This window comes from Staphylococcus sp. GDY8P198P (assembly GCF_017891615.1).
GTDB lineage: Bacteria > Bacillota > Bacilli > Staphylococcales > Staphylococcaceae > Staphylococcus > Staphylococcus cohnii.
This window is the reverse complement of record NZ_JAESJQ010000007.1, coordinates 313823-326784: the sequence shown is the minus strand read 5'-3', so window position 1 is coordinate 326784 and position 12962 is coordinate 313823. Positions and strand designations below refer to the sequence as shown.

At 31.8% G+C, this 12962-nt stretch carries 13 protein-coding genes; 9 read left to right on the top strand and 4 right to left on the bottom strand.

Annotated features, from left to right (window positions below; all coding sequences use genetic code 11):
- Positions 1-4: 4 nt before the first annotated feature.
- The gene (trpS, locus tag KA824_RS08685; RefSeq protein WP_107384876.1) at positions 5-994 is read right to left on the bottom strand and encodes a tryptophan--tRNA ligase; all 990 of its coding nucleotides are present in this window, start codon (positions 992-994) and stop codon (positions 5-7) included.
- A gap of 303 nt (positions 995-1297) precedes the next feature.
- Between trpS and spxA the strand changes: the two genes are divergently transcribed.
- The 4 genes from spxA to pepF all read left to right on the top strand — a co-directional run bounded on the left by spxA (position 1298) and on the right by pepF (position 5768).
- Positions 1298-1693, top strand: coding sequence for a transcriptional regulator SpxA (gene spxA, locus KA824_RS08680; RefSeq protein WP_040030144.1), 396 nt, complete (start codon positions 1298-1300; stop codon positions 1691-1693).
- A 312-nt stretch (positions 1694-2005) separates the two neighbouring features.
- Positions 2006-2722: an adaptor protein MecA gene (gene mecA / locus KA824_RS08675; protein WP_107384675.1), complete on the top strand. Its 717-nt coding sequence runs from the start codon at positions 2006-2008 to the stop codon at positions 2720-2722.
- 181 nt (positions 2723-2903) lie between these two features.
- Positions 2904-3905 (top strand): competence protein CoiA, encoded by a 1002-nt coding sequence (locus KA824_RS08670; protein ID WP_107384676.1) that lies wholly within the window; start codon positions 2904-2906, stop codon positions 3903-3905.
- Between the two features lie 54 nt (positions 3906-3959).
- Positions 3960-5768, top strand: coding sequence for an oligoendopeptidase F (pepF, locus tag KA824_RS08665; RefSeq protein WP_210133256.1), 1809 nt, complete (start codon positions 3960-3962; stop codon positions 5766-5768).
- Between the two features lie 1067 nt (positions 5769-6835).
- Here the strand turns inward: pepF and yjbH are convergent.
- The 3 genes from yjbH to KA824_RS08650 form a co-directional block, all read right to left on the bottom strand.
- On the bottom strand, positions 6836-7624 hold the full coding sequence (yjbH, locus tag KA824_RS08660) for a protease adaptor protein YjbH (protein WP_019469066.1): 789 nt from the start codon (positions 7622-7624) through the stop codon (positions 6836-6838).
- Positions 7625-7640: 16 nt separating this feature from the next.
- A complete protein-coding gene (locus tag KA824_RS08655) occupies positions 7641-8012 on the bottom strand; it encodes a truncated hemoglobin YjbI (RefSeq protein ID WP_181187543.1) in 372 nt (123 codons plus the stop codon).
- 87 nt (positions 8013-8099) lie between these two features.
- Positions 8100-8684, bottom strand: coding sequence for a CYTH domain-containing protein (locus KA824_RS08650; RefSeq protein ID WP_107384679.1), 585 nt, complete (start codon positions 8682-8684; stop codon positions 8100-8102).
- 189 nt (positions 8685-8873) lie between these two features.
- Between KA824_RS08650 and KA824_RS08645 the strand changes: the two genes are divergently transcribed.
- The 5 genes from KA824_RS08645 (at position 8874) to mgtE (ending at position 12960) form a co-directional block, all read left to right on the top strand.
- Entirely contained in the window at positions 8874-9221 is a 348-nt protein-coding gene (locus KA824_RS08645) for a UPF0738 family protein (protein ID WP_107384680.1), read from the top strand.
- A 16-nt stretch (positions 9222-9237) separates the two neighbouring features.
- A complete protein-coding gene (yjbM, locus tag KA824_RS08640) occupies positions 9238-9873 on the top strand; it encodes a GTP diphosphokinase (protein ID WP_107384681.1) in 636 nt (211 codons plus the stop codon).
- Positions 9874-9884: 11 nt separating this feature from the next.
- Positions 9885-10694 (top strand): NAD kinase, encoded by an 810-nt coding sequence (locus KA824_RS08635; RefSeq protein ID WP_107384682.1) that lies wholly within the window; start codon positions 9885-9887, stop codon positions 10692-10694.
- Complete coding sequence (locus tag KA824_RS08630) at positions 10694-11548, top strand: RluA family pseudouridine synthase (RefSeq protein WP_107384683.1); 855 nt, start codon at positions 10694-10696, stop codon at positions 11546-11548. Before KA824_RS08635 ends, KA824_RS08630 begins: the two co-directional genes overlap by 1 nt.
- A gap of 83 nt (positions 11549-11631) precedes the next feature.
- Positions 11632-12960 carry a magnesium transporter gene (gene mgtE, locus KA824_RS08625; RefSeq protein ID WP_432566369.1) on the top strand — a complete coding sequence of 443 codons (1329 nt, stop codon included), beginning with the start codon at positions 11632-11634 and terminating at the stop codon, positions 12958-12960.
- The last annotated feature ends 2 nt before the right edge of the window (positions 12961-12962 follow it).

Genomic DNA, 12962 nt, shown 5'->3' with positions numbered 1-12962 from the left:
TAAATTATCTTTTTCGGCCTAAGCCCATTGCTTTTTCCATTTTTTTCAACGTTTTAAATGAAGCTTTTTGAGCTTTATCTCTACCGTTATCTAAAATCGTATCTAATTCATCAGAGTTGAAATAGTATTCATATTTTTCTTGGAACTGAATTAAAAAGTCTTTCACAATTTCAGCTAAATCTGATTTAAATTCACCATAGTTAGAATCTTTATATTGTGTTTGGAGTTCATCAATCGTTTTGTCTGTTAAGCTTGAATAAATTGATAATAAATTTGAAATGCCAGGTTTATTGTCACGGTCAAATTTAATAATGCCATCTGAATCTGTTACTGCACTTTTTATTTTTTTGGCACCCACATTTGGTTCATCTAATAACGAAATATAATTTTTTTGGTTATCGTCACTTTTACTCATTTTCTTCGTTGGATCCTGTAAACTCATAACACGACCACCAACTTTTGGCATGCGTATTTCTGGTTTTACAAGTACATCATTGTAACGTGAATTGAATCGATCTACTAAATTTCTAGTTAATTCAATATGTTGTTTTTGATCGTCTCCAACAGGAACGATATTTGTGTTATAAATGACGATATCTGCTGCCATTAATGGCGGGTATGTAAGTAACCCAGCAGGTATACCTTCAGTTTGTTTTACTGCTTTATCTTTAAATTGTGTCATGCGTTCTAATTCACCAATCGATGAAATAGTTGTTAACATCCAGCTCGCTTGCACGTGCGCCGGCACCTCAGATTGTATAAATAATGTTGATTTTTCTGGGTCAATGCCTGATGCCAAATAAATTGCTGCTAGCTGTCTTGTTTGTTTACGTAGTTTTAATCGGTCTTGTGGAATTGTAATCGCGTGTTGATCCACGATGCAGAAGAAACAATCATAATCATCTTGGACTTCACCAAATTGCTTCAACGCACCAATATAGTTACCAAGCGTTGGAATACCGCTAGGTTGGATACCAGAAAATAAAGTTTCCATTTTTTGATGCCTACCTTTATAATAATTTAATTTGTATACTTTAGTAATAGTATAACAGTATTTCAATCATTTGTAAGTTATGTTAAACTGTATACATATCAATATTTCTAACTAAATTGATTGGGAATTAAGCTTATTTGAAATTTTTTAAAAAAATTAGAGAATTCTCATTTAATTTTAATGTTGATAGGGTATACTTTAATTGTAAGGTTAAGAGAGATAAAAATTACTTTAAAAATTCTTAATCATATAAAATTGAAATCTAATGAATTTATATTCATGAAAAATAGGAGAGTGAGATGTATGGTAACATTATTTACTTCACCAAGTTGCACATCTTGCCGTAAAGCGAAAGCATGGTTACAAGAACATGACATTCCGTATACGGAGCGTAACATTTTTTCAGAACACTTAACAATTGATGAAATCAAACAAATTTTAAAAATGACTGAAGATGGAACAGACGAAATCATATCTACTCGTTCTAAAACTTATCAAAAATTAAATGTAGATATTGATGCTTTACCACTTCAAGACTTATATTCAATTATCCAAGATAACCCAGGTTTATTAAGACGTCCAATTATCTTAGATGATAAACGTTTACAAGTTGGTTATAATGAAGACGAAATTAGACGTTTTTTACCTAGAAAAGTACGTACGTTCCAATTGCAAGAAGCGCAACGTATGGTTGATTAATGTATAGATAGAGCGATTGAGCCATAAAGTAACGTTATTGTGATGTTGCTTTGTGGTTTTGTTGTATTTACCGTAATAGATAAATATATACTTACGTCAAACAAATCGGTTATTCAATTGTGAATGATTATTGACTGAATTCAAACAGCACTCTAGAGAAAGTGCTGTTTTTTGGCCTTTTATAAGGGTATATGTTATTATAAGAGACCAAATAGAAAATAGTAAAAATTAATCAAACAAATTAATTGTAATTCTTACTACGTTCTAATACAATAATGATTACTATTCATCGACTGTAAGGAGTGAGATGATATGAGAATAGAGCGAGTTGACGACACTACCGTTAAACTATTTATAACATATAGTGATATAGAAGCAAGAGGCTTTAAACGTGAAGATTTATGGACTAATCGCAAACGTGGAGAAGAATTCTTTTGGAACATGATGGAAGAAATCAATGAAGAAGAAGATTTTGTTGTTGAAGGTCCTTTATGGATTCAAGTACATGCTTTTGAAAAAGGTGTGGAAGTAACGATTTCTAAATCTAAAAACGAAGATCTTATCAATATGTCTGATGAAGACAATGATCAATTAGATCATCAAGTTAATGATTTATTATCACAAACATTTGAGCAAGATGATAGTTTAGAGGATTTATTTGAACAACGTCAACAACAAAAAGAAACGCAACAAGATCAAGAACGCAACAAACGTAAACCACAGAATACGCGTACTGTTATAGTTAGATTTAATGACTTAGAAGAAGTAATTGATTATGCTTACCATAATAATCAAAGTGCAGATGAGTTTGAAGATTTATTATATAGTCTTAATAATGTATATTACTACGCTGTTCACTTTGATGAAACAGTTGGACAAGAAACAATTAACGATAGTTACAGTCAATTACTTGAGTTCGCATATCCTACTGATAAATCAGAAGTATATTTAAACGATTACGCAAAAATTATTATGAGTCATAACGTCGCTTCACAAGTACGTCGTTATTTTCCTGATACAACTGAATAATGATGATTAAAAACTAATATAAATTATTATCAATACTGATTATGATTTGATTAGTAATATTATTTAGATACTGAGCCATAAGTTAATTGTTAACTTATGGCTTTTTGTATTAATAATTTTTTCTTAAATAAAGTTATAGTAATTTGATGACTTTCTGCGTGTAATTATATGAGGTGACGAAATGTTATACGCAAACAATGATCAAAACCAGGCCGTGTGGGCAAAAAATGCAATAAAAAGTGAAAACTATCGTTGCCCATTTTGTAAAGGAAAAGTGTTATTAAAAAAGGGGGCATACTATACACCTCATTTTGCACATGTTCGTAATGATCGTTTATATTGTCATAAAAATGAATCGCAAGCACATTCTGATTTGAAATACCGCATTGCTCAACAGCTAAAAGATTTAAATCATAAAGTTAGCATTGAACCATATGTACCACAAAGTTACCAATATCCTGATTTAATTATAGATGATGAAATTGTATTCGAAATACAATTTTCAAAAGTAACGTTAGCGTGTATTTCAAGACGCAGTAAAGCTTTACAAAATGCCGGTTATAAAGTTTATTGGATAATAAAAGATGTAAAATATAATAAAAATAATAGCGTTGTATACTTATCAAAAAACGAAAGAAATTTCATTAATATTTATAATAGATTGTTATTATCATGGGATACAACACATGAAATGCTTTTTGGTTATAAAGTGATTAATTTTATTGGTGGACAACAATTTATTGCGAAAAGATATGATATACCATTAAAGCATTTAGTTAATCAAATTCAGTTAAAGGATGTTTATCATGCTACAACACAAACGTTAAAACTATCAAATCGTGCTATAAAACATTATTTAAGTCTATGTCGTAAGACGCATTCAGTTTTAGAGCCAAGTTTAAGTGTGATGTATAATTTAAAGCTAACTGATGAATGGGTAGGTGAATATCTAGGGATCATTTATCCAGAACAAATGTATATTAAGTCGCATCCTGTGTATTGGCAATTACAACTTATATATATGTGGCAAATGAACACATTTAATATGACACATTTTAAACAACTGCTAGAATTAAACCAATTTTATAATAATGAAATAGATAAAACACAAATAAGTTATAGCATTGTTCAAAAATTCAAACAATTCTATTATAATCATGGGTGTTATAGCGTGCAAAAATGACTATGACGTGAGAAAATTATACTAATAGACTTTATAGGAGGTTTACTAGATATTATGACACAACAATTAACAAGAGAAGAGCAAGAACGTCAATATCCAGAATATACTTGGGATTTATCTACCATCTTTGAATCTGATAATGCTTTTGAGGATGCATTTAAAGATGTTGAAAATAATATAGGTGAAGAACAACAATATGTCGGTCATTTAGCTGACAGCTCATCGACTCTATTTAATGCATTAGCATTAGAAGATGAATTAGGTTCCAAGTTGGAAAAAGTATATGTGTATGCCCATTTAAAACAAGATCAAGATACGGCGAATGATAAATACACAGGTTATGAATCTAGAGCGCATCAATTAATTATAAAATTTAGCTCAGCATGGAGTTTTTTAGTACCTGAAATTCTACAAATAGATGAAGCAACGATTCAAAGTTTTATTGATGAAAATGATGATTTGAAACGTTATAAATTTGATTTAAAATTAATTAATGAAAAGAGACCGCATGTATTAAGTGCTGATAAAGAAAGATTATTGACAGAGGCGCAAGATGCATTGTCTACACCTGACAACGTGAATGGCATGTTTAGCAATGCAGACTTAGAATTTGAAGATGCAATAGATAGTGAAGGTCAACGACACGCTTTAACACAAGGGACATTCATAAAATGTCTGGAATCAGATGATCGCGTATTACGACAATCTGCATATGAAAATTTATATAAGGCATATGGTGCTTATAACAATACACTAAGTGCGACACTAGCTGGAGAAGTTAAGAAAAACGTCTTTAATGCAAGAACACATAATTATAAAACGGCAAGAGAAGCTGCTTTGAGTAATAATCACATTCCAGAAGCTGTTTATGATAATTTAGTGAAAACAGTTCATAAATACTTACCTTTACTGCATCGGTATACTAAATTACGCAAAGAACTATTAGGCTTAGATGATATGAAAATGTATGATGTATATACACCACTTGTCAAAGACATTAAGTTTGAAATGCCTTATGAAGAGGCTAAAGATTGGATGTTGAAAGCATTACAACCAATGGGTGAAGAATATATGAAAGTTGTGGAAGAAGGTTTAAATCATCGATGGGTAGATGTCTTTGAAAATAAAGGTAAACGTTCTGGAGGATACTCATCAGGTGCTCACTTAACGAATCCGTTTATATTACTGAATTGGTCAAATACAGTTTCTGATTTATATACCTTAGTACATGAATTTGGTCATTCAGCACATAGCTACTTTAGTCGTCAAAATCAACCATCTAATTTAAGTGATTACACTATATTCGTTGCAGAAGTCGCATCAACTTGTAATGAAGCATTATTAAGTGACTATATGGATAAACATTTAGATGACAAACGCAGATTACTACTATTAAACCAAGAACTTGAACGTTTTCGTGCAACGTTATTTAGACAAACAATGTTCGCAGAGTTTGAACATAAAATCCATCAAATAGAAGAAGCTGGAGAACCATTAACTGCTAACCGTATGAATGAAGAATATGCAGATCTCAATAGAAAATATTTTGGAGATGCTGTTGAAACAGATGAAAATATTAGTAAAGAATGGTCTAGAATACCACACTTTTATATGAATTATTATGTGTATCAATATGCAACCGGATACAGTGCAGCTCAAAGTTTAAGTCATCAAATTTTAACAGAAGGTAAACCGGCTGTTGAGCGATATATTAATGAATTCTTGAAAAAAGGTAGTTCAAATTATCCTATTGAAATCTTGAAAAATGCTGGTGTAGATATGACAACACCTGAACCAATTGAACAAGCTTGCCAAGTATTCGAACAAAAATTAGACGCTTTTGAAAAGTTAATGAAAGCTTAGTATGAATGTATTCGTTTACAATATGACAAGTTTGTGACAAAGGGTATTTATTTAATTTTAATGGTTGAAAGGTATATAACAGCGTGTTACATTATATACATGAAATTAATCACATAACAAACATACCCCTTTGTTTGAAGTGAAAAATTTCTCCCATCCCCTTTGTTTAGCGCCGTGTAATCAGACACGGCGTTTTTTTTTTATATCCATTTTTAAATAACTAAGAGATGTATAAGAAATTGAATAACTATTCAGATATTTCAACATATAATTTGCATTGAATTTTATATAAAATACTAATGTATATTGAAAATAATGTTTAGCAATTAGCAAATAAGAAAAAGTTGTAGAGATTCATTTTACAAAAAGCAATTGAAATATAATAACTAGAGGCAATAAAAAGCGCCAACTTCTTTAGTAATAATATAGAAGTTGGCATTTTCTTTGTTTTTATGAAATTTTGTATTATATGACGATTTGAAAATGCTTTGGGTACTAAATTTATATAAGTGCAACTTTGTTTCATCTTCCCGTAGTTAGTTAAGTGCGGAATAGGTGTTTTTTGAGTTAAAATACATCATTTATCGAAAATTTGTAACGTGTCGATCGATGAGAATTTGAGCTAAGGGTGAGGTTATAGACTTAATTCATATTCTGTGTAAGTCAGTATAATCTCAATCGATAACTTGTAAAAAAGAACTAATCCATTTTGTTATGGATTAGTTCTTTGTCCAATGCTTCTTGGAATTGAAAAGTAACTTTTTTTCACAGCTTCTTTGATTGTTTGTTTCATTGATTTGAGACAAAATAGTCTCTGAATTAGTAATATTTTCAGTGTGATATTGGCAGTGATTTGGGCCGACTCCTGCGGGAGGCGCACTAGCCGAAGACTACAGGCTAAGGCAGTGCTCGCGGAAAGCGTGCACAAAAAAACTGCCAACAAAGTCGGAGACTTTGTCGACAGTCCTTTTTAACAATAAAATACATGCCACAGTATCTGTTTCAAATAAAATGAAACTTATAATTTTGAAAATAAAGCATATATTGTTGTGAATACTAGCAACATTTCAAACTTTTGACTTCCAAAATTTACCTTCTGGTGAGCTAAGTTTTTCTATTTTTTGTTGTAATGCTAATTTTTTCAGTTCTTTATTCAATAATTTTTCAGGCCATTCATAAATAGTCAGCAACTCTTCTTTGGTTACTAATTGTTGTTGGTAAATGTAAGTTTCTAAACTTGGTGGAAGTTCTTTTTCAATTGGTGAACCAATAAGTTCATTTATGATATACGTATATATATGATAAGGGTATAAGCCTTCAACTTTTAAACCTTCTTCATGTATATCTTCGTTAAAGAATACAAGGGAAGGTGCCTCTTCAATTTCCATTTCTCGAGCTATATGCAGGTCAACTTGTAAACTTTCTTTTAATGAACTCTTATGTAAGTCTTCTTTAAAGACTTCATAATCAAGTCCAGCATTACTAATACAATTATTGACCATCTCTTCAGTTATAATATCTCGTTTTGGTATTATCTCATTTTGTACAAGATGTATAAAGCGCTCAGCCCGTAATCGACCTTGGAGTTCAGCAGCTTTATAGGCAAGTGCGATATTATCTAAATTAGATGTACTTTGAGCTTGGCATTTTGTTAATACTCGTAAGGAAGGATTTAAAATATGTCTAATACTGATATATTGTTTATACTCAAGTCGTAATTTTGAAAGTATAGCAGACAATTTAAAGCACTCTTTACTGAATGGATCGAAAAAGGAATAAATTTCAATCTTACTCAAAGGTGAAAGATTTGCATCTTCACGACTATTAGCATTTATTAATTTTAATTCTTCAGCCATGTTTTTTCACCTACAATTAATTTTCGGAATTAACCATGTGATTCGCTGTTAAACGTAATCGTTCATATAAATAATCCCCGACGCCTGCAGGAAAATCTGCTTGTTGAATAGCTTTATACATATTTTCAAGCCATGCGTCACGTTCGTGCGTTGTTATTACAAATTCTAAATGTCTTTTTTTTAACATAGGATGACCATGTTCTTCTGTATACAGTTGAGGACCGCCTAAAAATTGTGTTAAGAACTGTTTTTGTTTTCTGCTTGTTTCTTCAAAATCTCCAGGAAACAAATGATTGATTCTATCATCACGTTGTACCATATAATAAAAATGGTCAATCATTTTAAATAAGGCGTCTTGTCCGATAATCTCGTAAGGTGTTTGTGTCATAGTATCACCATATCCTATTAATATAATACTAATATAACATGAATTTTTACATTTGGAAGTAATTCGACTTCTTAATATTGCGCGCAATTAACTATTGCTTAATTTATGTTTGCGATTGAAAAATCTTTGGACTTTATTGTTTGGAATTTCATGATTGATATTGAATTGATGAAGGATTGATTTAAATTGAATTAATCCTTCATCATAATCATTTACTTCATATTCAAGTTCGAAGTCTTCAAAATCCAGATATTGATTTTTATCCAAGACAAGTAAATTACCATGAATTTCTTTTTCTAAACGTTCGGTAGTCAAAGCTCCTAATACGGTTAATGCATCAATATCTACATCCATTTTTAAGAGTTGGTTTAAAATATCTTGAGGCAGGTCCTGACTTTTGATGTGTTTGTTTAGTTTTGGTTCAACCTTTGTGTCGAAATTATACTCCATCAAGCCAATTTCAGCCGGTACTTTTAATGTCATTTCGTAAGTATCATCTTTAATACGAATTCTCAAAGCTGAGTGATGTGATTTTAAATCGAAATTTCGTGTATCGATGTAATAATTGGTCTGACTAAATGGTTTTGTATCTAAAAAATAAGTGTTGTATATTGCTTGGTAATTGTCTTTAGACAATAACTGTTTAAATTCAATTTCATTATTAGTTGCCACGCGTTACACTCCTTAAATACTTATGATAATTCATTTTAAAGTACTTGTGAGTTAATTTAAATTAGATTGCATTATACGCTAAAAATTATTATATTTACGTTAAGCCAATTGATGACATGATAATAGTCATGTAACGTGTTATGTACGTCATAATTATGTTAAAATGATGAAGAATAAGGAGGAACAAGCATGCGTATTTATGTGAATGAAATTAAAGTAACAGAAGATAGTTTAAAGTGTTATACAGAACAATCTACAGAAGGCTTACAAGAAGCAGGACAAATGCTTGTTGATAGTGATAATTATAGTTTTGCATATATCTTAGATGATGGCCAGTCATATTCATATTTGATTTTTGTTCAAGAAACCTGGTCTATGTTACATGAGAATAAAAATAAGAAGATTATCATTAATGATCAATTAGAACTAAAACAATTCGACAGAGAGTTTAATTATATATTAGAAAATATTCAAGGTAATTCAAACTATGGTAAGGAGTTTGTTTCTGTTGTGGAAGATACTTTCGAATTAGAGTGAAGCGGAGTGAAGCACAATGAATCAATGGGATCAGTTTTTATCTCCATATAGACAAGCAGTTGATGAATTAAAAGTTAAATTAAAAGGGCTTAGAAAACAGTATGACGTAGAAGATAATGCTTCACCAATTGAATTTGTGACGGGTCGTGTTAAACCTATGACTAGCATTATTGATAAAGCGAATAAAAGACAAATCTCATTTGATCGATTACACGAAGAAATGTACGATATCGCAGGTTTGAGATTAATGTGTCAATTCGTAGATGATATCGATATTGTGGTAAATCTCTTGAGACAACGTCAAGATTTTAAAGTAGTAGAAGAACGCGATTATATCAACAATACAAAACAAAGTGGATATCGTTCATATCATGTTATTATCGAATATCCAATTGAAACACTTGAGGGTGAAAAATCAATTTTAGCTGAAATCCAAATCCGTACATTAGCGATGAATTTTTGGGCAACAATCGAACATACATTACGTTATAAATACGACGGAGATTATCCGCCAGAAATCCAGCACCGACTAGAACGTGCGGCTGAAGCAGCGTTTTTACTTGATGAAGAAATGTCGGAAATTAAAGAAGAAATACAAGAAGCTCAAAAATACTATTCCAAAAAACGTGCTAAAAAGCATGATAATGACTAGGAGGTGTAATCATGCGCTATACAATTTTATCTAAAGGTGATTCAAAGTCTAACGCTTTAAAGCATAAGATGATTAATCACATGAAAGATTTTGAAATGGTTGAAGATACGGAAAATCCTGAAATAGTCATATCAGTTGGTGGAGATGGTACATTATTACAGGCTTTCCATCAGTATAGCCATATGTTATCACGGTGTGCATTTGTAGGGATACATACAGGACATTTAGGGTTCTATGCAGATTGGTTGCCACATGAAGTGGAGAAATTAATTATTGAAATTAATAATTCAGAATTCCAAGTTATAGAATATCCTCTATTAGAAATCATTGTTCGTTATAACGATAATGGATATGAGACGAGATACTTGGCATTAAATGAAGCGACAATGAAAACTGAAAATGGCTCTACACTTGTTGTGGATGTGAATATAAGAGGGAACCAATTCGAACGTTTTAGAGGAGATGGACTGTGTGTATCAACACCATCAGGTTCCACTGCTTATAATAAGGCATTAGGTGGCGCATTGATACATCCTTCTTTGGAAGCAATGCAAATTGCAGAAATCGCTTCTATTAATAATAGAGTGTTCAGAACGGTTGGTTCACCATTAGTATTACCCAAACATCACACATGTCTGATTACACCAGTGAATCAAGATAAGATTTTAACGACCATAGACCATGTTAGTATAAAACATAAAAATGTTAATGCAATTCAATTTAGAGTGGCAAATGAAAAAATTAGATTTGCTAGATTTAGACCGTTTCCATTTTGGAAAAGGGTACATGATTCCTTTATTTCAAGCGGAGACGACGAATAATGCAATTTACGTATACAATTAGAGGCCCTCAAATGCTAAGAACCTTTTTACAGGAACAAGGGTATTCTAAGAATACAATTAGCGCCATTAAGCATAATGGCGCTTTAATTGTTAATGGACAAACAGAAACTGTGCGTAAACAATTACAGAAAGACGATATAGTAGAGGTACATTTAGCTCAAGAAACAGCAAGCCACAACTTGGTCCCGTTTGAGAAAACTTTAAATATTTTATATGAAGATGAATACTTATTAATTATTTCCAAAGAACCTTATCAAAATTGTGCACCATCAAGGGAACACAAACATTTTAGTTTAGCTGAACAAATTCTTGGTTATTTTAAACAATCACGACAAAACATAGTCCCACATATTGTCACTAGGATTGATCGAAACACTTCAGGTATTGTTGTGGTTGCAAAACATGGTTTTCTACATCATCTTATGTCAAACATACACATTGATAAAACGTATTTATGTGTATGCTTTGGTGAAATGGAAGCACAAGGAATTATAGATGCACCTATTGCTAGGGATCCTTCTAGTATTATTACAAGACAAGTCAATTCACATGGCAAACAAGCAATAACTAAATATAGGCGTTTAGACCATGTCAGTAATTACAGTTTATGTGAAATCGCTTTATTAACAGGTCGGACACATCAAATCCGCGTTCATTTTCAATATATAGGACATCCTATTGTGGGTGATGATTTATATGGAGGCGGACACTCGAGCTATAAACATCAGTTATTACGATGTTTTAAAATATCTTTTATGCATCCAATCTATGATAAAAAAATTGAAATACAGGATAGATATGATGCAATAGAAAATATATTTAATATGATATAATTTGAGTAACTATGGAGGTGGGACTTTTGGCAAATGAAAAAGATCAAATCGTTTTAGAAGATGAGCAAGTATATGATCAAGAAATGTTAGATAAACTACTTCATGAAAATCATATAGGTGAATTTAGAGAAGAATTCTTAGCGATGCACACATACGAACAAAGTGAATACTTTGAAGACAGCGATGAAGATATTAGACAAAAAATGTTTGAAGTATTGTCCCCTGAAGAAGTAGCGGATTTCTTCGAACAATTAGAAATTGATGAAGAAGAGTATGAAGCGCTATTCGATACCATGGATGCTACATATGCTAGCAAAGTGTTAGAAAATATGTCATACGATAATGCAGTTGACATTATGAATCAATTATCTAAGCAGAAAATTGTTAGCTTGCTGACACTAATGAACCGTGAAGATGCAAAAGAAATTAAAGCATTACTACATTACGAAGAAGATACCGCCGGTGGTATCATGACGACGGAATATATTTCTTTAAAATCAACAATGCCTGTAAAAGAAGCATTAATGCAAGTTAAAGAGCAAGCGCCAGATGCTGAGACAATTTATGTCATATTTGCTGTGAATGAGCATAAACAATTAGCCGGGGTTTTATCACTAAGAGATTTAATCGTAGCAGAAAATGATGCTTATATAGAAGACATAATGAGCGAACGTGTGATTAGTGCTAACGCTGCTGATGACCAAGAAGACGTAGCGCAAAAAATGCGTGATTATGATTTTATCGCTATGCCAGTTGTCGATTATCAAGACCATTTATTAGGTATTATAACAATCGATGATATCTTAGATGTTATGGATGAAGAAGCGAGCGAGGACTACTCTCGTTTAGCCGGGGTATCTGATGTTGATGCAACAAATGATTCTGTCATTAAAACTGCTAAGAAACGTTTGCCATGGCTAATTATTTTAACGTTTTTAGGAATGATTACAGCGACGATACTTGGATCATTTGAGGATACATTAGCACAAGTATCGTTGCTGGCAGCATTTATTCCAATTATCAGTGGTATGTCTGGTAACTCTGGCACACAATCACTTGCCGTATCAGTACGTAATATTTCAACTGGTGAAATTGATGAACAAAGTAATTTCAAAGTCGCATTGAGAGAAGCGGGCAGTGGCTTTTTAAGTGGATTGATTTGTGCTATATTGTTATATATTATTATACTGGTGCTTTATGGTCAACCAATTTTAGCTACGATCGTAGCGAGCAGTTTAACGATTGCTATGACAGTAGGTACGTTAGTGGGATCAATGATTCCATTAGTTATGAATAAATTAAATATTGACCCTGCAGTTGCAAGTGGTCCATTTATAACTACGATCAATGATATTGTGAGTATGTTGATTTACTTTGGATTAGCAACTTCATTCATGTCTTACTTATTATAGGG

Coding starts and splice junctions, on each gene's coding strand:
- spxA (WP_040030144.1), top strand. CDS start 1,298: ATGGTAACATTATTTACTTCACCAAGTTGCACATCTTGCCGTAAAGCG.
- KA824_RS08670 (WP_107384676.1), top strand. CDS start 2,904: ATGTTATACGCAAACAATGATCAAAACCAGGCCGTGTGGGCAAAAAAT.
- KA824_RS08635 (WP_107384682.1), top strand. CDS start 9,885: ATGCGCTATACAATTTTATCTAAAGGTGATTCAAAGTCTAACGCTTTA.
- pepF (WP_210133256.1), top strand. CDS start 3,960: ATGACACAACAATTAACAAGAGAAGAGCAAGAACGTCAATATCCAGAA.
- mgtE (WP_432566369.1), top strand. CDS start 11,632: ATGTTAGATAAACTACTTCATGAAAATCATATAGGTGAATTTAGAGAA.
- KA824_RS08655 (WP_181187543.1), bottom strand. CDS start 8,012: ATGACACAAACACCTTACGAGATTATCGGACAAGACGCCTTATTTAAA.
- KA824_RS08630 (WP_107384683.1), top strand. CDS start 10,694: ATGCAATTTACGTATACAATTAGAGGCCCTCAAATGCTAAGAACCTTT.
- mecA (WP_107384675.1), top strand. CDS start 2,006: ATGAGAATAGAGCGAGTTGACGACACTACCGTTAAACTATTTATAACA.
- trpS (WP_107384876.1), bottom strand. CDS start 994: ATGGAAACTTTATTTTCTGGTATCCAACCTAGCGGTATTCCAACGCTT.
- KA824_RS08645 (WP_107384680.1), top strand. CDS start 8,874: ATGCGTATTTATGTGAATGAAATTAAAGTAACAGAAGATAGTTTAAAG.
- yjbH (WP_019469066.1), bottom strand. CDS start 7,624: ATGGCTGAAGAATTAAAATTAATAAATGCTAATAGTCGTGAAGATGCA.
- yjbM (WP_107384681.1), top strand. CDS start 9,238: ATGAATCAATGGGATCAGTTTTTATCTCCATATAGACAAGCAGTTGAT.